We start from the raw sequence: 18,346 nt of genomic DNA, 5'->3' as shown, positions 1-18,346 counted from the left end.
TAGATCTTAGTAACTTTGATGAATCGACACGAGCTACGGGAGTGCCTCACTCAAAAAGATGGATACATTCGAGCTCAATTTCGATGTGTGTGATATATGAACTTAGCTAAGTCCAGTTTGAAGATCCTCTGTGCAAAAATAGTAAACTCCCTCTCGGGATTCCTGGCAGTAGTCGTATTTTCGAGAGAACTCGGAGCGTCTCCGCTGGGGACGTACTATCCGTTTATCGCTTTACTAGGGGTGCTGGTGATCCCAGCTAACTTTGGAATCTCGATCGCAGCTGAAAAGCGAATCAGTGAAGGGACGAACAAAAGTGAGTTTCTGGGCGCGGCAATCCTCGCAAAAATTCCTCCGTTCCTTTTTGTGCTGTTTTCAACTGTACTGTTTCGTAATCAAATCAATCAGTATCTTGGCGCAGAAGTCACTGATCTCCTCATAATCGCGTTAATTATTCGGCTGATTGGTGACTTCGGAATTGCAGTCCTCCGGGGTGAGATGAGAGTCGGAGAGACGGCAATTGCGAGGTCTGTCAGGCCATTAGGCTGGTTAGTTTTTGGGTACATATTATACTCGTATGGGCACGGCATTGAGGGAGTTATATATGGATATATTTGCGGATCGATTGGAATGGCTACGATAGCATGGCTAAAAGTCTCAGTACAACCGTCTTGGCCGAGCCTAGCACATCTGCGTTCACTCCTTGGATTCGGACGCTGGAGCGTCATAGGTGCTGTCGGCGGTCTGTTCTATAGCTGGATGGATGTCCTAATCTTGACTGCATTCGTGTCTTTAAATCTAGCGTCTAATAGAGCAGAGATCGGCGCATATGAGAATGCGTGGCGAATATCCCTACTAGTGACGATGGTGAGTCGAGCGATATCCGTGACAATTTTTCCTCAAGTTAGCCAGTGGGATGCAGAAAATGCCACAGAGAAAATCGAAAACCTACTCCCGAAAGCTATACTTCCGGGTTTATTAGTCGTTTTCCCGGCATTTTCTGGAACATTAGTTTTATCTAAAGACATTCTCAGGATTCTATTTGGACCTGAATTCACAGTGGCCTGGATCGCTCTGATCATATTGATGGGAGAAAAACTATTTCAGTCAGTACAGGCAATTTTCGGACATTCGCTGGGTGCAATAAATAAACCAAAGCTTGGTGCCATCGCGACCGCTATTGGATCTGTACTAAATATAATATTGAATATCGTTCTAATCTCTGTCTTGGGTATTACTGGGGCAGCGATCGCAACCGCTATCTCTTTCAGTGTAAATGCAACTTTGCAAGCACACTTCTTGAATCGCTATATCAACGTCCAGGTTCCATTCTGGCAACTAGCATGGAGTCTCGTTGCATCGGCAGTAATGGGTGTATTGGTGTATGTTCTTCATTCAGAGATTGGGGTTAGTTCAGCCGTCGACCTCCTTCTGATCGTGTTCGTCGGTGCTGCAACCTACTCCTCGCTCATCTTATTGTATTCTCCTACGCGTCACGAAATACAATCACTGTTACAACCGGTTATCAAAGACCAGTGGATATGATATCCATCTCTACGAATTAGGATATAAGTCGACGACGCACGCGTTGCAGGGGTCTATATGAGATGCCACCAGCGGAAAGTGCGAGTAACCGGACGATATCTTCCTCTGAGATATCGTTCCTCACGGCGTTTATATAATGATTGCGTGCTGAACGGTACTGCCCAGACTTAATCGCGCTCGCTGCCAGAAACCTCTCCAGTGTGGCAACGAATCTCTCCTCTACGTCATAATCTCTCGCTAAACTCCTATGTTTTCGTTTCAATCTCGGGACGGCAGAGCTCAGCTTTTTCTGGTAGTTTCCACTCAATTGGGAGTCGTGGTGCTGGCGCGTCACGAGCACGTCCTGTACCCCCGCAAATTCTGTATGTAACGAGCATCTGATATAAAAGTCCCAATCCTCGTATATCCATAGATCCGCATCGAAACCACCGGTCTGATCAAACAGCTCGGAGCTGATCATAACCGTTGAGGGGCTCTTTATTGGGGCACCAGTCAGTAGTTCTTTCGTGAGGTCTCGTTCAACTTTCGGCACCTGTGTTGAAAACACATGGCCGTTTTCACGCTGCTCGATCCCGCAGTGTATGAAATCCGCGTCTTCCTCCTCTGCCAAACGTACCTGTCGCTCGATCTTGTCCGGATACCACTGGTCATCGTCATCGAGAAATGCGATATAACTTCCATCCGCAATTTCAAGCCCCATATTCCGGGCTGAGCTAATCCCTTCGTTCTCTGACTGTATCTCTGCGATAACTTCACAGTCAATGTCTGAACTCTCCACGTGATCTGAAACGATATCCCTTATCGGAGCTTCGGAGTTCCCGTCGACGATTATGTGCTGAAGATTAGTGTATGATTGTTTCGCAACCTCGTCGATAGCATCTGTGATTTTATCCGGTCTATTGTACGTTGGGGTGACTATTGACACTAAAGGACCATCTCTCATATGTCTATGATCTGATCTGCGATAGATAAGTGTTTGTACGAATTGAGCAATCGTGTTTAGTCAAAGGCGAAATGTGAGGTGATGTGATTCCTTTCCATGCCAGAAATCCCTCGCCTCAGCGGTCATAGAGACTCAAAAGATTTTGATTTTGTGGAGCGCGAGCGGACACCCGAGCAGGCGATGGCACTCGGTATTCAAACGTATGTAGCGGGACTGCCGCTGTCGAAACCGTCGATTTGCTCGACACGTTTGGTGTCCAGCGGAGTCGGAAAGCGATCCACGATCGGGTTCAGAAGGCTGATCTACAGCGTGACGCCGGACAGAGTCCGAATCACGTCGCGCTCGAGGAGACTGTGGTTCGGATCGACGACGAGCCATACTGGCTGTACGCCGCCGCTGATCCGGAGACAAATCACTTGCTCCACGTGCGGTTGTTCTCGACGACCACCACCGCGCTCGCCGAGACGTTCCTCCGGGAACTGCACGAGAAACACGATATCGAAACCGCTGTGTTTCTCGTCGATGGCGCCCAGCATCTCCAAGCCGCACTTCGTCGAGCAGGGCTCCGATTTCAGATGCGTCGCCACGGAAATCGGCATGCTGTCGAACGGATCTTCCGCGAACTCAAGCGCCGAACCTCGTCGCTCTCGAACTGCTTCAGCCACGTCAAACCGGAAACAGCCGAATCGTGGCACCAGGTCTTCACTCGCTGGCACAATGCCGCTAACTAAGCACGACCCCCTTTCCCAAACTAAGATTTATTGTGGCTACGTGACGACTTGGTGATAAAGCGTATCTAATGGATATCATAAAATCCAGCATCAAGATACTAATCGCCCGTGTCGGGAAGTCAGCCTCTCAGTTTTTAGCTGTCGTCCTTTTCTCGCGGGCGTTGGGTGCATCACCACTCGGTACCTACTACCCCTTTATCGCCCTACTCGGAATCGTGTCCATTCCTGCAACGTTTGGCCTTGCAACTGCCACGGAAAAGCGGATAAGTGAAGGCGAAGACCCGGAGAGGCACCTGGGCACAGCAATAACATTACGGTTGGGCTTCGTGACCATAATCTCGATAGTACTGTACGTCGGGCGAGGATACATCGACCAATTCTTCGGCTCCGAGCTAGCGCTTCTTTTCATTGCCACCCTCTTCGCAAAGCAAGCGAGCGATTTCTCCTTGAACGTATTACGGGGTGAGTTGCGAGTCGGGGAAACAGCCTTAATCGAGGTTATCCGGCCACTTTGCTGGCTCGTCGTTGGGTACGCCCTCTACCTCGAGGGGTTCGGAGTTCGCGGACTCATCTACGGATATCTCGTTGGTTGTATTCTCATGGCCGTGGTCGGTTGGTGGAAAGTTTCGACTGGGGTATCACTGCCCTCGTTGGCTCATGCCCGATCGCTTCTCAGCTTCGGAAAATACAGCGCCATCGCTGAGACTGGGGGATACATCTACAGTTGGATCGACGTGGTCATTCTCTCGCTATTCGTTTCGTACGGGATCACTGCGACTCGCGCTGATATCGGGGCGTATGAGAATGCATGGCGGCTAACCCTCGTTGTCATGCTACTCAGCCGGTCCATCGCTACAACTGTATTTCCTCAGTTCAGCCGGTGGGAATCCGAAGATGCGCTCAAACAAATTGAGTCCGTGATCCCGCGTGCAACGCTACCCGGGTTGATGATCGTCATTCCAGCCTTTGCAGGGACCACGATCCTCGCGGAAGACCTGCTTAGCATACTATTCGGGCCGGAGTTCACAGTTGCTGCGCTTGCCTTGACGATTTTGGCTGGCGAACGAATTCTACAGGCATTTCATTCGATACTCGGTCAGGTGATCTGGGGCATCAACAAACCCAAACTCGCTGCCTATCCGATCCTGATATCCGCAACCGTGAATCTGGTATTGAACGTTTTACTCATCTGGATGTTTGGCATCGTCGGCGCCGCTGTGGCCACCCTCGTCTCATCGGCGGTCCTTCTTGGCTTTCAGATACATTATCTGCGGCAATTTATGGAAATTTCCCTACCAATACAGGAAGGCGCGTGGTGTGCGGTATCTGCATCAGCAATGTGGGTGGTCGTGAGGCTCGTTTACGAGTCGATGTCCGTGGATTCATTGTTGGAATTGGCAGCGATTGTGGCGGTCGGCGCAGTAACATATGGTTTGATCATCGTATTGTACAAACCACTACGAGAATTCCTTACAGAAATGACCCGAACAGCACTACCCGTCGACAGTCAATAGCTCAACCGTTTGCCGAACGTTCGCACCGATGGGGAGACCCCTCTCTCTTCAGAGATATCCGAGAGCTTCCAATTGATCACTAACATCTTCAGAATGGATGCCTGTCGCCTCTTCATCGCGAACCGTCCTGCGATCCGAAGTCTCGCACGGGACTTCCAACCAAGGGACCATCCGTGTTGCTTCGTGGTCGCATCCATACGGGTGACCGTAATAGGAGGTCAGTGGGACGGAATGAAGAATCCGTTCGCCCAACAGTTCACCATGATCGGCTGTAATGACTACTTTTCCGTACTCGCCGCTCACGATGGGTCGAATGGATTTTTGCACAATTTCGAGATTTTCACGATACGCGCCTCGTACAACATCTTGCTCGACTCCGCCTCGTACGATGGCTTGATGCAGGGGCTCCCGTTCGAATGGAACCTTCTCACCCACAGAACCGATATAGGGGGCATGTGGCTGCATGTAATGTGCCAGAATCCGTTTGTTCGGATATTTCTCCGCCATCTCCAGAACTCGCTCTGTGACGCGATCAGGGTCTGTTAACTCCTTTCCGTAATCGTCCGGTTCCACCCATTCAAAGTGATGGACCTTCAGGTCGATCTCACCGGCCAAGTCCTTGTAGAACGGATTTGTCGCTACCACGACAAGATCCCCGTGTTCCTCTTCAGAAAAGTTGCCTCGGATCCATTCCTCGCTGGTGGACCCACGTGACCGTTTACGAGCAAGCTCACCGTCGAGAGTAGAATGTTCGGCGAATGTATCATACCGGCAAGCATCCAAAATAATCATTATATCCCAGTCTTCGTCATGAATGTACACGCCATCTGGATCGTATGCCGGATCTTGCTTTTCCTGTCGCATTTTCCAAACTTGAGCCGCCGCTACCTTTGGATAGCGGAGAGCAAATTTTACTGACCCCGTATCTACCATGTGTTGTCGATATTGACCAACTGGCAATAAATATTCCTCAGTTGAATGGTCGTCCCGGTAGAGAACGAGGCATCGATCTCTGGGTGTCAATGCTCGATCTCGAACGCCTCAACGATGCTATCACGTGGATAGACCTGTCGTTCGTGGGACGACAGCAGACTCTCGACTGAGTGATTCGGGTGTGCGTCCGGTGTCAGTCGCCGAGTCTGTAGTTACGGAGCGTAACTACCCTTTCACGAGTTGGGAGTCGATCGGAGTGACGTAGCGATCAGCGACTTAGATTTTCACAGAATTATTCCCCATCATGATCCAGGTCTCTTTGGATTCATCCCCGTTAGCATCCCACCAGTACCAACCAGGAGGCGAACCATCCGACCCGTTGTGATACCGCATCTGCGTATGTTTATTGCCGTCTCTGTTGGCGAGATTTACTGGGGTATTCGTAGAATACGAGCCCGCATCGATGAGCGTATTCGATTGGAACGTCCACCTATCATTGCCACTCTCGATCTGAAATCCTTTTTTTCCGTCCGGTGATCGTATTCCACCACCGATGCGGCGGACGAATATGTTTCCCGGCCTTCCGTTGATAATTCCTGCATCCGGATTGGTTATTCTGGCAGTAAAAACGGGTGGAACTGCGTTGTTTCCTGCAAATTCTATATCAGTACTCTCACTGTCCCCGAACTCTGATTCCCAGTGAATATCCATCCCGTCGTTTCCGCCATCCGACCACCAGCCCCATCCGCCCGGAGGAAGATTCCCTCGGAACTCTAGCTTCCCACCTTGCCAATTGGCCCCTCCCTGATAGATCGTTGCAGTAGCACCTCTTCCGGACCCCCACGGATATTCGATCTGAATATTTCGCATGCTTCCCCCTGCATCTCCGGAAACGTATTGAGACCCAACCGCAAGGAGGAAGAAGTCGACACTCTGATCGCGTATCCGTGCGTGGCCACGGCTAACCCCGAGTTTATTACCCTCCGACCATCCCGAATCGCCGTTCTGGCGCTGATTCTTCACGTAAATCGATGCTCGGACCTGTTCCGACGACTCTACAAATATCGTATGGAAGGACGAAGCTAGCAATCTGAAATGTGCGCTCCCGTCATTCACATCCGGTGCGTGGTCGGGAACGCTCAATCCCGAAACAGACGAATCCCCTGACTGACCGGGGCCGACGAATTCACCACCCCGCCAAACGAATCTGCTCGGAGTACTCTCTATCGCCTCGGGATTCGAGGTGTGGATGTCGACAGCGGGGTCTGAACTGTGATCGATCGTCGCACCGTGTGCGATCACGCGAAGCGTTTCGTTACTTTCGGGGTCGAAGGTAAACGTCTCGTCCCATTCGTAGGTGGCACCCGGCTTCAATCGAATGACTCCACCCCCTTCGGCCACAGTACGGAACGATTCGATATCCGTGTCCGACGGCGTTCTCACGTTGTTGACGCTTTCCGCTTGGAAGGACTTCACTCGTCGATTAGCGAGTACCCAACTGTTGCCGTTTCCGAGATACACCGCACCGGAGTCCGTCGCTTCGTACTTCGCGCCGTCTCTCGGATCGTAGTCTCCCTTGTTCGCCTCGGTATCTCTGATCTCGACTCCCTCGTCGATACGCTCGAAATTTTCGTTCAGCGCGACGTGCCAATCTTTGGCACCCTCTTCGGGAACGTTGTACTGGTGATTCGGTGTTCTTTTCATTGGTTGTCCTCCGCTGAGAGCTCTGTAACGGGTATCTTCGTCCGTTTATTCGGAGTGGGCCCGAGTCTCGAACCCGTCGATCGGCGCTGCGGACCGTCGGTCGTAGAAACCGGCATCCGGGTTCGGGACGGACACATCACTTGAAAATTCTCACACACGTGAATAAGCCTTATCGTAGTTTACGTGCCTTGTGACTGAAATTTTCACGCAATCGGGCGTCTCGCTGGTCCCTCGCGTTCGGAGGTATGGGGTGCCGGCTGGGACACGAACTAAAGGACGGGACGACCAACTCGCTCCGAGGCCCCGGAGCGGACGCTCTGATCACCTCGAAAGGCCGTTCGTCATCGCTTGTCGGTACTCCAGCAGCAGCCGAACTGGGCGGACGACCCTGTAGAGCGGTGAGAGCCATCCGGGGAGCGATACCCACTCGACGTCGTCGGTACGGGGCTTCGTCAGGGCTCGTGCCCAGAACCGAGCCTTGTCGCGGCGCCGACCGAAGAGCTTGGATCGGAGGCGGAAGTCCGCGAGGTGCGTCCGTTTGTCGTTGTCCGCCGACCAGTCCTCGTGGACGATCCAGTCGACGATATCTTCGGCCGCACTCCGCACGGCCGAGCCGGTCCGAGCGGTTAGTCGGCTCTCGACCGCCGCACCGAACGACGCGTCGAAGAGCCGCCGGGACAGTTCGAGTCCAAGCAGCGCCATGCGCTCACATCCGATGTCGGCGGCTCGACGGAGCGCAGCGCCCAGATCCTCGACGCGGCGCGCCACCAGCGCCGTGGTCAGGATCCACTCCAGGCGGAACCAGTGGTGTTTCGACCCGTGGATGGAGTGGACCAGAAACGCGTCTTCGGTCGAGAGGGTGGGGACCGTCCGCCCGCTCACCGCGACGGAATCCCGCCCCTCGTACAGGCCCTCGAAGGGGAGCTCGAACGGGAAGAAGTCGGGGATAACGTGCGTGTGAAGATCGATTGCGAAGCTATCACTCGGCCGCTGGAGGACGGTCTGGAACACCGGCCCGTTGACCGCCTGGCGCCGGTAGCCCCGCCGTTCGAGCACCTCGAGAGCCGCGGGTTGCGCGGACTGGGGAACCAACAAGTCGAGGTCTGCGTACGTGCGATACGACGGGTCGCCGTAGGCCCGTGCCGCCGCGACCGGGCCCTTGTACGCGAGGGCGGGGATATCGCGCCCGTCGAACAGGTCCAGCACCGCCAGCAGTTCGGCGACCATTCCGAGCGTACGGGTCTGTAACTGTTGTCGTCGCTGCTCTACCACGGTCTGCAACTCCGACGCGCCGGCGTCACTACCCGGATCCGACACCGACCGGATCAGCAGCGGCTCCATTCCGTGCTGCCTCGCCAACTCGTGAACCCCTTCCCACTCCGTGGCCGACACCGAGACGCTGGACGGCGCGTGCGCCCCTTCGGTTTCTCTATCCGCGAGGAAGTACCGGCCGCAATTCAGGAGCGTCGCGAACTCCTCGGGGAGGTCGGTCTCGTGGCCGGTCGTGAGTGAACCCATCCGGTTTACCCCCGACTCTCGAACTGCCGCGTACTGTCTCGATGCCGAACCGGCGGCCACCGTTCGAAAGCGGTTCCGCCACCTCCTACGCGGTGGGACGCCATCACACCCATTTGGCTGGACTTCTTGACACTCCTTTATCTATTTTCCCCAGGTCCGTCCCGAGCGCCATCCGACAGCGGGGAACGGATACTGGTTGCTTCGGACGTGAGCGAACGAACGTTCACGTGAACGGAGTCGAACGGTCGTGACTCCGAACGCTACAGCCGCCGTCACGGATCGAGGAGGAGCGCCACTGTCGGGCCCGGCCGACGGTTCGCGTTCCGTCGTCGGGCCCCGCTCGACAGCGAGTACGGCGATACTTTCGTATGCCGGCATATCATACTAGCTGATATGTGGACCACCCGCGACCAGTTTCTGGTTCTCTCGATGGGGTGGGTATGCACTGCGTTACTCTCGCTGATCGCTCTCGATGCCTTCTCCTACGAGCTGTTCTTCGTCTGTTCGCTCATCGGTCTGCTCGCGGCGCGGGAACTGACGCTTACCGTCTACGTGGGACTGACCTGGCAACGGCACGTCTACTGGCTAACCGTGCTCGGTCTCGCGGGCTTCGTGTTCGTGCTCGTACGGCAGTTCGTCGCGAGGGTCTCACCGTGGCTGTTCTGACGGCGGGGCGGTCCGGACGCGCTGTGGTGCGGAACGCGGATCGGCTCGGTGTGAACGATGACACCATCAGTGAACTTTTCACGACGCACTGAGACGCCTGACCATGGGAACCGATCTCCGAGAGGTGAAAGCCGCGGGGAAGCGCCCGTCGGGTCTCCCTGCTGACCTCGCGGGGGTCGTCGGTCTCACGTCGGTCGTCGTCGCTGCGGCCGTGTTGCCGATAGTGAACGAGACCCTGGTCCGGGCGCTGGTCGCGATTCCGTTCGCGCTGTTCGCCCCCGGTTGGGCGCTCGTCGCGGTGCTGTTCCCGCACGGTCATCACGAGACGGACGAGAGCGGCGGCGACCGGACCGTCAGCGACGGCCTGACGCTCTACGAACGGGTCGCGCTGTCGTTCGGTACCTCGATCGCGGTGATCCCCGTCGTCGGCCTGGTTCTCGACCTCTCCCCGGTCGGGCTCGCCCCGGACGCCGTCGTCGCCTCGCTCGCGGGGCTCGTCCTCGCTCTCGTCGCGGTAGCCGTGCGTCGGCGTCGGGCGCTCCCGTCGGAGCTGCGATACTCCGTGCCGTATCGGCGGTGGCTCTCGGCAGCTCGGTCGAACCTGTTCCGGACGGAGACCAGTCGAGACACCGCCCTGACGGCCGTCGTCGCGGTCTCGCTCCTGCTGGCTGTCGGGAGCGTCGGCTTCGTTGCAGTCGACCCGAAACAGGGAGCGCAGTTCAGCGAATTCTATCTCCTCGGGGCGGACGACTCCGGGGACCTGACCGCCGAGAGTTACCCGCAGAACTTCACGGTCGGTGAATCCCGGTCGCTCGTCGTCGGGATACAGAACGACGAGCAGACGACGACGTCCTACACTGTCGTCGTCCGCCTCGACCGCGTCGAGCTTCGAGCCAGCTCGACGAGGGTCGTCGAATCCGAACGATTGCACCGGTTCGAACCCCGTCTGGCGGCCAACGAGACGTGGCATCGCCAGCACGCAGTTCGGCCGTCGATGGCGGGGGAGCGACTCCGCCTCACGTATCTGCTGTACAGGGAGAGTCCGCCCGAGGACCCGACAGTGGGCAACGCCTATCGGGACGCACGCCTGTGGATCGACGTGAACGAACGATAGCTCCCGACGGCGTGAGACCCGTGTGAGCGGTGGACTCCCGCTACACAGCGCGCCCGACGTATGAATTCCGCGCAGCCGAGCGAACGGACTGGTAAAACACGACGATAATCGCGCCTGTTTTCTATCGATTAGACGAGTGAATCGGACGGAAACCCAGCCACGACGGACCGGCTCGACGAATCGTGACCGCGCCGCCGACGGACCGCGAAACGAGAGACGACTCCCCGACTCAGTCGTACTGGGCGCAGACTCGTTCGACGCCTTCCTCGAAGGAAATTTCCGGTTCCCAGCCGGTGGCCTCGCGCATCTTCGTGGCGTCGGCCATGGTGTCGTGGACGTACACGTCCTCGGGGATCGGATTCTCCTCGTAGACCGGCTCCACGTCGGTCCCGAGTTCGTCGTTGAGGAGGGAGACGAGGTGGTCGAAACTGTACTGTTCGCCGGTGCCGAGGTTGTAGACGCCGGTGAGTTCGTGGTCGGCGGCGAGTTCGAGCCCGCGGACGATGTCGTCGACGTGGGTGAAATCCCGCGTCTGCGAGCCGTCGCCCCAGATTTCGGGGTTGCGGCCGTTGGCGATATCGTCGGCGAACTGCGCGATCAGGTTGGCGTACTCGCCTTTGTGTTCCTCCGCGCCGTCCTCCATACCCTGATAGACCGAGAAAAAGCGCATGCCGGCCATGGACATGTCGTAGTGGTTGGCGAAGTACTCGGCGTACTTCTCCCGGGCGAGCTTCGACGCCTCGTACCCCGTGTTGACCGTGACAGGCATGTCCTCGGGCGAGGGATCCGTGCGGTCGCCGTAGATAGAGGACGTCGAGGCGTAGACGACCGTGTCACAGCCGTCCTGGCGGGCCTGGTCGACCGTGTTGACGAAGCCCTCGACGTTGACACGGGCGCCCCGCGTGGGGTCGTCCTCGTGCATCGCATAGGACGACAGCGCCGCGATGTGGAAGACCGCGTCCACGTCGGTCGGCAGGTCCTCGTCGAGGACCGACCCCTCGACGAACTCGACCGACTCGTCGAGGTTGTCCGGCGTGCCCAGATAGCAGTCGTCCAGCGCGAGGACCTCGTTGTCCTCGGCGAGGGAGTTCGCCAGGTTCGACCCGATGAATCCCGCACCGCCCGTGACCAGCACTCGTTTCCCTTGCATATCCGAAATGCCTGTCCCGGGCGTATTAAAAACGGCCGTTCACGAGAGGTCTCACAGCCGACATTTCGGGGTCGGCCGCCGTCGGACCGGGCGACGCGACCGAAATGATATCCGATCGATCTATCCCCGTCGCGCGCGCACACCGCCGCGTTTCGTTCGTTCCCGAACAGTTCACACGTGTGAAATTATTCACGGATAGTTAGATGTGGAGATTATCGACTCCTTAGCGATCGACAGGCGGGTCACGTCCGGATGAAAGCCGGAGACAGTCGTGTGTTACCGAGGTCTACGTAACGTATTAGGATCAATTATCAGAACGGAGTAAACTATTATATGGTCGTCATCCAATCAGTTCATTGACGAAGGTGAAAACGGGTGAGTCGATATCCACGAGCGGCACGGACGGCAAGCATCAAATGTATCAACTGCAACGCCCCAGTCGTCGAGACCGTCGAGAGCACCTACGTGTGCGTCGAATGTGGGGAAAGTCCGGTCCAGTGCGACGGGTCCGCAGATGCCCGAATCGCAGCTGACGGCGGCGAGCAGGCGAAGTGATATGTCGGCGGACACTGACCCGAGCAGCGACGTGACGGAGGGTGCAGTCGACGAGGTAGCGATCGAAGACGGTGCGAACGCCGCGTCGGGGTCGCACGCCGAGTCCCTGCTGGTTCAGGCGGACAGCGAGCGCGAGCCGAGTCTGACAGTCGTTATGCCCACACTCAACGAGGAGGAGGGCATCTCGGAGTGTATGGGCCGCGTGAAATCGGCGGTCGCGGAGCTCGGTGTCGTCACCGAGATACTCGTCAGCGACAGTTCGACCGACCGGACGCCGGAGATCGCTCGCGAGAAGGGCGCGATCGTCGTCGAGCCCGAGGAGGGCGGGTACGGCAACGCCTACAAGTACGCCTTCGAGCGCGCCCGCGGCGAATACGTCGCGATCGGCGACGCGGATACGACCTACGACTTCGAGGAGTTACCGAAGCTAGTGAAGCTGGCCAACCGCGACGACGTCGACATCGCCATGGGGAGTCGCCTCGACGGGGAGATCAAGCAGGGTGCGATGCCTCCGCTCCACCAGTACGTCGGCAACCCGCTGCTGACGAAGTTCCTGAACACGTTTTACGACGCCGGTGTCAGTGACGCCCACAGCGGGCTCCGCGTCCTCGACCGGGACGCGCTCGACCGGCTCGACCTCGAAACCACCGGGATGGAGTTCGCCAGCGAGATGATCATGGACGCGGCGGCCAAGGACATGACCATCGAAGAGCGACCGATCACGTATCACGAACGTGAAGGCGAAGCGACCCTCGACAGCTTCCGCGACGGCTGGCGACACGTGAAGTTCATGCTCGTGAACGCGCCGGGGTACCTGTTCTCGGCGCCCGCCGTCCTGTTCGGGTTGCTCGGAATCTCGGTTATGGCGCTGTCGCTGTTCGGGACGCAACTGGGGTCGGTGACGTTCGGGCTCCAGACGATGATCGGCGGCAGCCTGATCACGGTCGTGGCCTACCAGATCGGCAGCCTCGCGATGTTCAGCTCGGTCGCGACCGACCCGATCCGCGAGCCGGCGGATCCGGTCACCGATTTCATCCGGAACCGGTTCAGGCTGGAACACGGCGCGTCGGTCGGGCTCGTCACGTTCAGTATCGGCGCGGCCATCCTGGGCTACGCGGTCGTGGCGTGGACGGTCGAGGGCTACGCAGCCGTCCCCTCCGCGTCCGTGAATCTCCTGGCGTCGACGGTCACGATGATCGGCGTGCAAACGGTCTTCTGCTCGTTCTTCCTGAGCATGCTCGGTACCACCAAGACAGCCCAATGACGAACACCCACCCAGCGATCGAGACGGACAGTGAGCGAACCACAATGGACAGAGACGAAGAGCGAATAACCGGCTCGATCGAGGACCACCTCTACGAAGCACTGTATTCCGACGACGATACGGAGAAACACCGGCACATCCGGGAGTCACTGCAGCTCGTCGAATCGCTCGAAGCGCGAGAGTAACGCCCTGGGGGGCGGGGCGGAAGGCGAGCCGCGGCGCCGATCAGGTCTCTCGTCGCAGCTGTCGGAGCGACTTTCGGAGCGTCGCGGACACGACTTCGAGTCCGGGCCGCCCGTCGTAGACCCAGAGGGCGAGAGTGAAACACGCCACCCCGACGATCCGCAGGGCCCCCTCGGAGAAGAGAGCGGCCGGCAGCTCCCGAGCGAACGAGCGAACGACGAAGACCACGTGATCGAGGTGGTCGGTGAGACTGTCCTTCGGGTACGTGGGTGCGGGGACCAGCGGCCAGAGTAGGTACGGCGCCGATTCGCTGATCGCTCCGGGCCCCAGCGCGACCCGCGCGTCGTAACAGAGGTGCGTTCCGACCCCGACCGCGAACGCACTACTCAACCGTTCGCGGCCGGATCGTCGAGCGAGGACGTAGAGCGCGACACAGAGCGGCGCCATCGTCAGTATCGAGTGGCCGATCCCCCGCCCGTCGAGGATGTCGAACCACCAGTTGAGCGGCTTGTCGACCGCGTCGGGGAACTGCGTAGCGAACGCGAGCACGAGCGTCGAGGCGCCGGAGGGCGGACGACCGGTCCACAGTCGACAGGCGAGGGAGTAGACGAGATAGCCGAGCGCGAGATGGACGAACGGCTCCATCTATGCGGACGCACTCGGCGAGCGGGAGTCAGTTACCGGACCGCTTCCGGCGGGGACGTTCGGGGAGTGTCCAGCCATCTCGATCCACCGAGGGCTATTCCAACGACGTGTTCGCCCCGACCTGCGCGTCGGAGAGGGTAACCCCGGTCAGTTCGGCTCGCGTGTCGACGATCGAGGAGTGAAGTTCGCTATCGGTAAGTTTCACGTCGGGGAACACGACTGTGTGTTCGAGCGCCGAGTCGACCACCGTCGCACCGCGCATGACGTGAACGTTCGCTCCGAGGTCCGAGTTGCGAACCGTCGCCTCCGGGTGAACGATCGTCGCCCCGTCGAGGTGCCACGAGAACGCGTCCAGGTATCCATCGGGGGTTCCGATATCGAACCATGCCCCCTCGAACGGGAAGGCGAACACGGGTTCGCGGTCGATGAGCCACTCGATGAACCAGCCCGGTTCGTCCGGGTTGTTGTCCCCCGAGAGGTACGTCTCGAACTGTCCGACGGTCTCGGCGGGAAACGCGTAGCAGGCGATCGAGACGAGCGTACTCGGCGGATCGGATGGTTTCTCCCGAAACTCGACGACGCGGTCGCCCTCGGTATCGATCACGCCGTATTGGGTGGCTCGGTCCAGAGTCCCGACGTCGTACGCGGCGACGGTCGTCGCTCCGTAGTCGTCGAACGCGTCGACGAACTCCGAGAGGGAGAAGCTGAACAGGTTGTCACCCGCGATCACCAGCGTGTCGTCGTCGAGCCCCTCGCGCTCGACGAGCTCCCCGAGCGCACCGACGACGCCGAACTTTTCGTTTTCGGCCCCGGCCGCTTCGACCGAAACCGTCGGTTTACTGAACGGCGAGTCCGAGAGGTGCCTTCGAAAGTCGTCCGCGAACTCTTCGTTCGTGGACACGTAGACGTCGTCGATCCGGTCGTCCGCTTCGAGTTCGCCGAAGATACTGTCGATCACCGTCGTCTCACCGATCGGGAGAAACATCTTCGGCCGATCGCTGGTGATCGGCCATAGCCTGGTCGCGAACCCCCCAGCCAGCACGATTGCGTCCATGTTTTGGAGTTGTCACCAACTCACTTATTTTTACCCCCCGGATAGCCCGAAATCGAGCGTCGGTGATGCGGGGGCGCCGAACGGTAATCGGTCGGTCGAGAGCACGTTCGCTCACTCGGTCGCTCCCAGACGTGTGCGTATTAAAACTAATATAAGGAGAAGACTTATTGTTGAATTTGTATATCACTTACTTGCGGGAGGATCCGGATGGGAAAATCTGAAACAACTACCGCTGAGCATACTATCAGTGCCGGGTCACGACCGAGGGCGATGATTCACAAAAAGATCCTCGACGTCGCGCAGTCGAACCCGAACGCGTCACTCACGGGGATCGCGGACCACGTGGGTGGGGCGTCGGAGCTGTTCGTCGAGCGTGTCCTAGAGGAATACGGCGACCCGGCGAAGGACAGATCTCGAACCAAGCGGGCGGACGGTCACGGTGAGAGCAATCGCGATACAGACATCGATACCGAGCAATCCACGATGGACGACAGCCCCGATCAAGAGACTGAACTCAAGATCCCGGACCTGGCGAGCGAAAGGGGGACCGAACGACAGTCGGGAACTTCGACAGATCTAGATGGACCGGACAGTGAGGTGTCTCCCGAGTCAGACACCGGAGCGAGAACCGACGACCGTGACGACTTTCCGGGGGCCGACCGAGCGGCAGCCAACCGCCTCACCGAAGTGGGCTCCGGCGACTCGGGGGCGAGCAGCGGGTCTCAGGTGACTGACCCCGCGGCGCTCACGGACAAACAGTGGGAGACGCTCCGTGCGGTTCACCGGGAGCCGACGGCGACGCAGGAGGAGATCGCGGCAACCCTCGACGTGACGAGAGCCACGGTCTCGAAACGAGTCAACGAGATCGAGGGGTTCGACTGGACGAACCGACGAGCGTTCGTGAAGCGACTGTTCGACGAGGAACCGGGCGACGGCCCACGGATTCGGAACCGTTCCACCCGGGAGGATCAGATCCACGAACTCGAGTCCCGGATCAGTTCGCTGGAGGAGCGGATCGGCGACGGGCCGGCCCGGAACGACACTGCGGAGTGGGACCCCGACCTCGCCCACAAGATCATCCACGCATGTCTGGACGCGGAGTACCTCTCGAAAGAGGACGAACTGGCGCTCCTCCGCCGGATACTGTGAGGATTTTTCCACCCGTTTGAAGGGACGTGCTCGCCGGTTGAGGCGGTGTCCGTAACGGAGCGCCACCCGAGACCCGAGGCACGGCTCCGTCCGCGGGATAGTTCGTCGGGCCCGCGGAGCCGTGCGTTCGAATCGGCTTCCTATCAGTATCTGTATCTGGTTTAGAAATGACAGATATTGGAGAGTCCGAGCCGAGGCTGGATCTACGCTCGACTACCCGCCACAGGATAGCGTCCGCAGCTTTCCGTCGACGCGTACGTCGCCTTCGTCGGTGACGGTGACTTCGTGGTCCCGAATCTCCAACGTCACCGTAGGGTTGACACAGCCCTGCTGGTAGAGCTTCGTGAGCGCGTCGATGTCGGTGTACTCGTACAGACAGCTCTCGAGGTCCTCCGGGCCGGTCCCTTCGGCTTCAGCGAGTCCCTGGATAATGCGGTAGTGGAGCTCTTCGGCCATAGCTGGGTCACCCACAACGGAGATGCTGCACCCGATTGCGGTTAAAGACTCTGCACCTCCGGCTATGTCTCACATAATCACTCAACGCTACGGAAACGAACGAAATGAGCGATCGGAGTAATCCGGCAAGTAGTCGGCAATGAATCCGTAGTCGGCAGTGAATCGTGTGTGAACCGACGCTGTGTCGGGAGGAGCGCGTCACGCAGCTCCAGCGAGGACTCTCACGAACAGCAGGGACAGGTCCCGGTCGATAGCCGGTCTCAACGACCTAACGTCGTCGTCCACGGCCGCACCTCAGCGGGTGAGGATGATCGAGACGTTCCAGAGGACCACGACGACGCCGAGAACACCGAGACCGAGCGGAATACCGACGGCCACCCGGTCGGGCACCAGGCGCCAAAAGGCGAAACAAATTGCGAGGAACAAGAGCTTTACTACCACCACGAGCTGGAAGCCGAACCGCCGGAGTAGTGGCCCCGCCACCGGCCCCGTCTCTGCGATGCCCGTGACCGAAACTCCGATGAACGTCGTTCCGAGGTCGCCGAAACCGTAGAACAACACGGTGATTGCCCAGAGGTGGACGGCGTACTCGCTGAGATGGCTGATGAACTCCTCGAGGCTCTGCCGCAGTGGGATCCTGATCATGCCACGGCCCGCTTATCTTCAGTGGATAGGTGAACCGCCTATCACTTATACTTGCAGATCGGTGTCATTCGAAGCTCCGGGAAACTCCGGGAACGAAGCTCGAGGCACGACATTTCGGCAGGTCACGCGACGGCTCGCGGTTCGAAACGACACGAGAAGTCGGTGGTGAAGCAACGGTCTCGAATCCGTTTCGTCGATCCGATTCCCGATCTAACGATGCGTGATTCACTGTGACCGGACGACCGGCCGACCGAACTACCGAGCGAGACCAGATTACACGTATACTATTGTTATTGAAAATGTCTATCCAGTGGAATGACGGGAATAATACCGGCCCACATAGTTAAAAATAAAACAGGTTACTACGAGGGGGTCTGTAATTGGCTGAATGACCAATTTAACTCGGTATAATAAAGTGCATGTGGCTATGTGTAGAGAAATTTCGAAAAGATGCAGTTCGAAGACGGGAGGTAATGAAATTCGGATATTAATATCAAACTGAATGAATGATGGGTGGGTAGAATCGATGTTGATATTGGTCGAAGCGGCCGGAGAGCGAAGAAGTAGGTCGTCCAGCGAC

16 protein-coding genes and 1 pseudogene are annotated in these 18,346 nt (G+C 58.0%); 8 read left to right on the top strand and 9 right to left on the bottom strand.

The features are described from left to right. Positions 1-96 precede the first annotated feature (96 nt). Positions 97-1,542, top strand: coding sequence for a lipid II flippase MurJ (locus C475_RS22130; protein WP_006881896.1), 1,446 nt, complete (start codon positions 97-99; stop codon positions 1,540-1,542). A gap of 16 nt (positions 1,543-1,558) precedes the next feature. On the opposite strand, the gene C475_RS22125 is transcribed toward C475_RS22130, so the two are convergent. Beyond that, the gene (locus tag C475_RS22125) at positions 1,559-2,485 is read right to left on the bottom strand and encodes a glycosyltransferase family 2 protein (RefSeq protein ID WP_006881895.1); all 927 of its coding nucleotides are present in this window, start codon (positions 2,483-2,485) and stop codon (positions 1,559-1,561) included. A 96-nt stretch (positions 2,486-2,581) separates the two neighbouring features. Here C475_RS22125 and C475_RS22120 point away from each other — a divergent pair. Next, positions 2,582-3,216: pseudogene (locus tag C475_RS22120) on the top strand (IS6 family transposase). Positions 3,217-3,284: 68 nt separating this feature from the next. Beyond that, a complete protein-coding gene (locus C475_RS01190; RefSeq protein WP_006881893.1) occupies positions 3,285-4,730 on the top strand; it encodes a flippase in 1,446 nt (481 codons plus the stop codon). Positions 4,731-4,778: 48 nt separating this feature from the next. Here C475_RS01190 and C475_RS22920 read toward each other — a convergent pair whose 3' ends face one another. The 3 genes from C475_RS22920 to C475_RS01180 form a co-directional block, all read right to left on the bottom strand. Continuing rightward, positions 4,779-5,663: an alkaline phosphatase family protein gene (locus tag C475_RS22920; RefSeq protein WP_152436295.1), complete on the bottom strand. Its 885-nt coding sequence runs from the start codon at positions 5,661-5,663 to the stop codon at positions 4,779-4,781. 276 nt (positions 5,664-5,939) lie between these two features. Beyond that, on the bottom strand, positions 5,940-7,367 hold the full coding sequence (locus C475_RS22915; RefSeq protein WP_152436294.1) for a hypothetical protein: 1,428 nt from the start codon (positions 7,365-7,367) through the stop codon (positions 5,940-5,942). 321 nt (positions 7,368-7,688) lie between these two features. Next, entirely contained in the window at positions 7,689-8,885 is a 1,197-nt protein-coding gene (locus C475_RS01180) for a nucleotidyltransferase domain-containing protein (RefSeq protein WP_006881891.1), read from the bottom strand. A 393-nt stretch (positions 8,886-9,278) separates the two neighbouring features. Between C475_RS01180 and C475_RS01175 the strand changes: the two genes are divergently transcribed. Both C475_RS01175 and C475_RS01170 read left to right on the top strand, forming a co-directional pair. Beyond that, positions 9,279-9,551 carry a hypothetical protein gene (locus C475_RS01175; RefSeq protein ID WP_006881890.1) on the top strand — a complete coding sequence of 91 codons (273 nt, stop codon included), beginning with the start codon at positions 9,279-9,281 and terminating at the stop codon, positions 9,549-9,551. Between the two features lie 103 nt (positions 9,552-9,654). Beyond that, positions 9,655-10,665 carry a DUF1616 domain-containing protein gene (locus tag C475_RS01170; protein ID WP_006881889.1) on the top strand — a complete coding sequence of 337 codons (1,011 nt, stop codon included), beginning with the start codon at positions 9,655-9,657 and terminating at the stop codon, positions 10,663-10,665. A 229-nt stretch (positions 10,666-10,894) separates the two neighbouring features. Here the strand turns inward: C475_RS01170 and C475_RS01165 are convergent, their stop codons facing one another. Further along, entirely contained in the window at positions 10,895-11,815 is a 921-nt protein-coding gene (locus C475_RS01165) for an NAD-dependent epimerase/dehydratase family protein (RefSeq protein WP_006881888.1), read from the bottom strand. A 556-nt stretch (positions 11,816-12,371) separates the two neighbouring features. On the opposite strand from C475_RS01165, the gene C475_RS01160 reads away from it, so the two are divergent. Beyond that, a complete protein-coding gene (locus C475_RS01160; RefSeq protein WP_006881887.1) occupies positions 12,372-13,634 on the top strand; it encodes a glycosyltransferase family 2 protein in 1,263 nt (420 codons plus the stop codon). Positions 13,635-13,678: 44 nt separating this feature from the next. Then, positions 13,679-13,819: a hypothetical protein gene (locus tag C475_RS23680; RefSeq protein WP_161625154.1), complete on the top strand. Its 141-nt coding sequence runs from the start codon at positions 13,679-13,681 to the stop codon at positions 13,817-13,819. A gap of 40 nt (positions 13,820-13,859) precedes the next feature. Here the strand turns inward: C475_RS23680 and C475_RS01155 are convergent, their stop codons facing one another. Both C475_RS01155 and C475_RS01150 read right to left on the bottom strand, forming a co-directional pair. Beyond that, entirely contained in the window at positions 13,860-14,462 is a 603-nt protein-coding gene (locus C475_RS01155) for a metal-dependent hydrolase (protein WP_006881886.1), read from the bottom strand. 94 nt (positions 14,463-14,556) lie between these two features. After that, positions 14,557-15,516 (bottom strand): sugar phosphate nucleotidyltransferase, encoded by a 960-nt coding sequence (locus tag C475_RS01150; protein ID WP_049929836.1) that lies wholly within the window; start codon positions 15,514-15,516, stop codon positions 14,557-14,559. A gap of 726 nt (positions 15,517-16,242) precedes the next feature. Between C475_RS01150 and C475_RS23675 the strand changes: the two genes are divergently transcribed. Beyond that, positions 16,243-16,665, top strand: a complete 423-nt coding sequence (locus C475_RS23675) for a MarR family transcriptional regulator (RefSeq protein WP_161625153.1) — start codon at positions 16,243-16,245, stop codon at positions 16,663-16,665. Positions 16,666-16,878: 213 nt separating this feature from the next. Here C475_RS23675 and C475_RS01140 read toward each other — a convergent pair whose 3' ends face one another. Together C475_RS01140 and C475_RS01135 are read right to left on the bottom strand one after the other, a co-directional pair. Then, positions 16,879-17,121: a HalOD1 output domain-containing protein gene (locus C475_RS01140; RefSeq protein ID WP_006881883.1), complete on the bottom strand. Its 243-nt coding sequence runs from the start codon at positions 17,119-17,121 to the stop codon at positions 16,879-16,881. A 294-nt stretch (positions 17,122-17,415) separates the two neighbouring features. Continuing rightward, the gene (locus C475_RS01135; RefSeq protein ID WP_006881882.1) at positions 17,416-17,766 is read right to left on the bottom strand and encodes a hypothetical protein; all 351 of its coding nucleotides are present in this window, start codon (positions 17,764-17,766) and stop codon (positions 17,416-17,418) included. Positions 17,767-18,346: the final 580 nt, after the last annotated feature.

Source organism: Halosimplex carlsbadense 2-9-1 (assembly GCF_000337455.1).
GTDB classification, from domain to species: Archaea; Halobacteriota; Halobacteria; order Halobacteriales; family Haloarculaceae; genus Halosimplex; species Halosimplex carlsbadense.
This window is presented reverse-complemented; position numbering and strand designations above follow the sequence as displayed.

Coding starts and splice junctions, on each gene's coding strand:
- C475_RS22130 (WP_006881896.1), top strand. CDS start 97: ATGAACTTAGCTAAGTCCAGTTTGAAGATCCTCTGTGCAAAAATAGTA.
- C475_RS22125 (WP_006881895.1), bottom strand. CDS start 2,485: ATGAGAGATGGTCCTTTAGTGTCAATAGTCACCCCAACGTACAATAGA.
- C475_RS01190 (WP_006881893.1), top strand. CDS start 3,285: ATGGATATCATAAAATCCAGCATCAAGATACTAATCGCCCGTGTCGGG.
- C475_RS22920 (WP_152436295.1), bottom strand. CDS start 5,663: ATGGTAGATACGGGGTCAGTAAAATTTGCTCTCCGCTATCCAAAGGTA.
- C475_RS22915 (WP_152436294.1), bottom strand. CDS start 7,367: ATGAAAAGAACACCGAATCACCAGTACAACGTTCCCGAAGAGGGTGCC.
- C475_RS01180 (WP_006881891.1), bottom strand. CDS start 8,885: ATGGGTTCACTCACGACCGGCCACGAGACCGACCTCCCCGAGGAGTTC.
- C475_RS01175 (WP_006881890.1), top strand. CDS start 9,279: ATGTGGACCACCCGCGACCAGTTTCTGGTTCTCTCGATGGGGTGGGTA.
- C475_RS01170 (WP_006881889.1), top strand. CDS start 9,655: ATGGGAACCGATCTCCGAGAGGTGAAAGCCGCGGGGAAGCGCCCGTCG.
- C475_RS01165 (WP_006881888.1), bottom strand. CDS start 11,815: ATGCAAGGGAAACGAGTGCTGGTCACGGGCGGTGCGGGATTCATCGGG.
- C475_RS01160 (WP_006881887.1), top strand. CDS start 12,372: ATGTCGGCGGACACTGACCCGAGCAGCGACGTGACGGAGGGTGCAGTC.
- C475_RS23680 (WP_161625154.1), top strand. CDS start 13,679: ATGGACAGAGACGAAGAGCGAATAACCGGCTCGATCGAGGACCACCTC.
- C475_RS01155 (WP_006881886.1), bottom strand. CDS start 14,462: ATGGAGCCGTTCGTCCATCTCGCGCTCGGCTATCTCGTCTACTCCCTC.
- C475_RS01150 (WP_049929836.1), bottom strand. CDS start 15,516: ATGGACGCAATCGTGCTGGCTGGGGGGTTCGCGACCAGGCTATGGCCG.
- C475_RS01140 (WP_006881883.1), bottom strand. CDS start 17,121: ATGGCCGAAGAGCTCCACTACCGCATTATCCAGGGACTCGCTGAAGCC.
- C475_RS01135 (WP_006881882.1), bottom strand. CDS start 17,766: ATGATCAGGATCCCACTGCGGCAGAGCCTCGAGGAGTTCATCAGCCAT.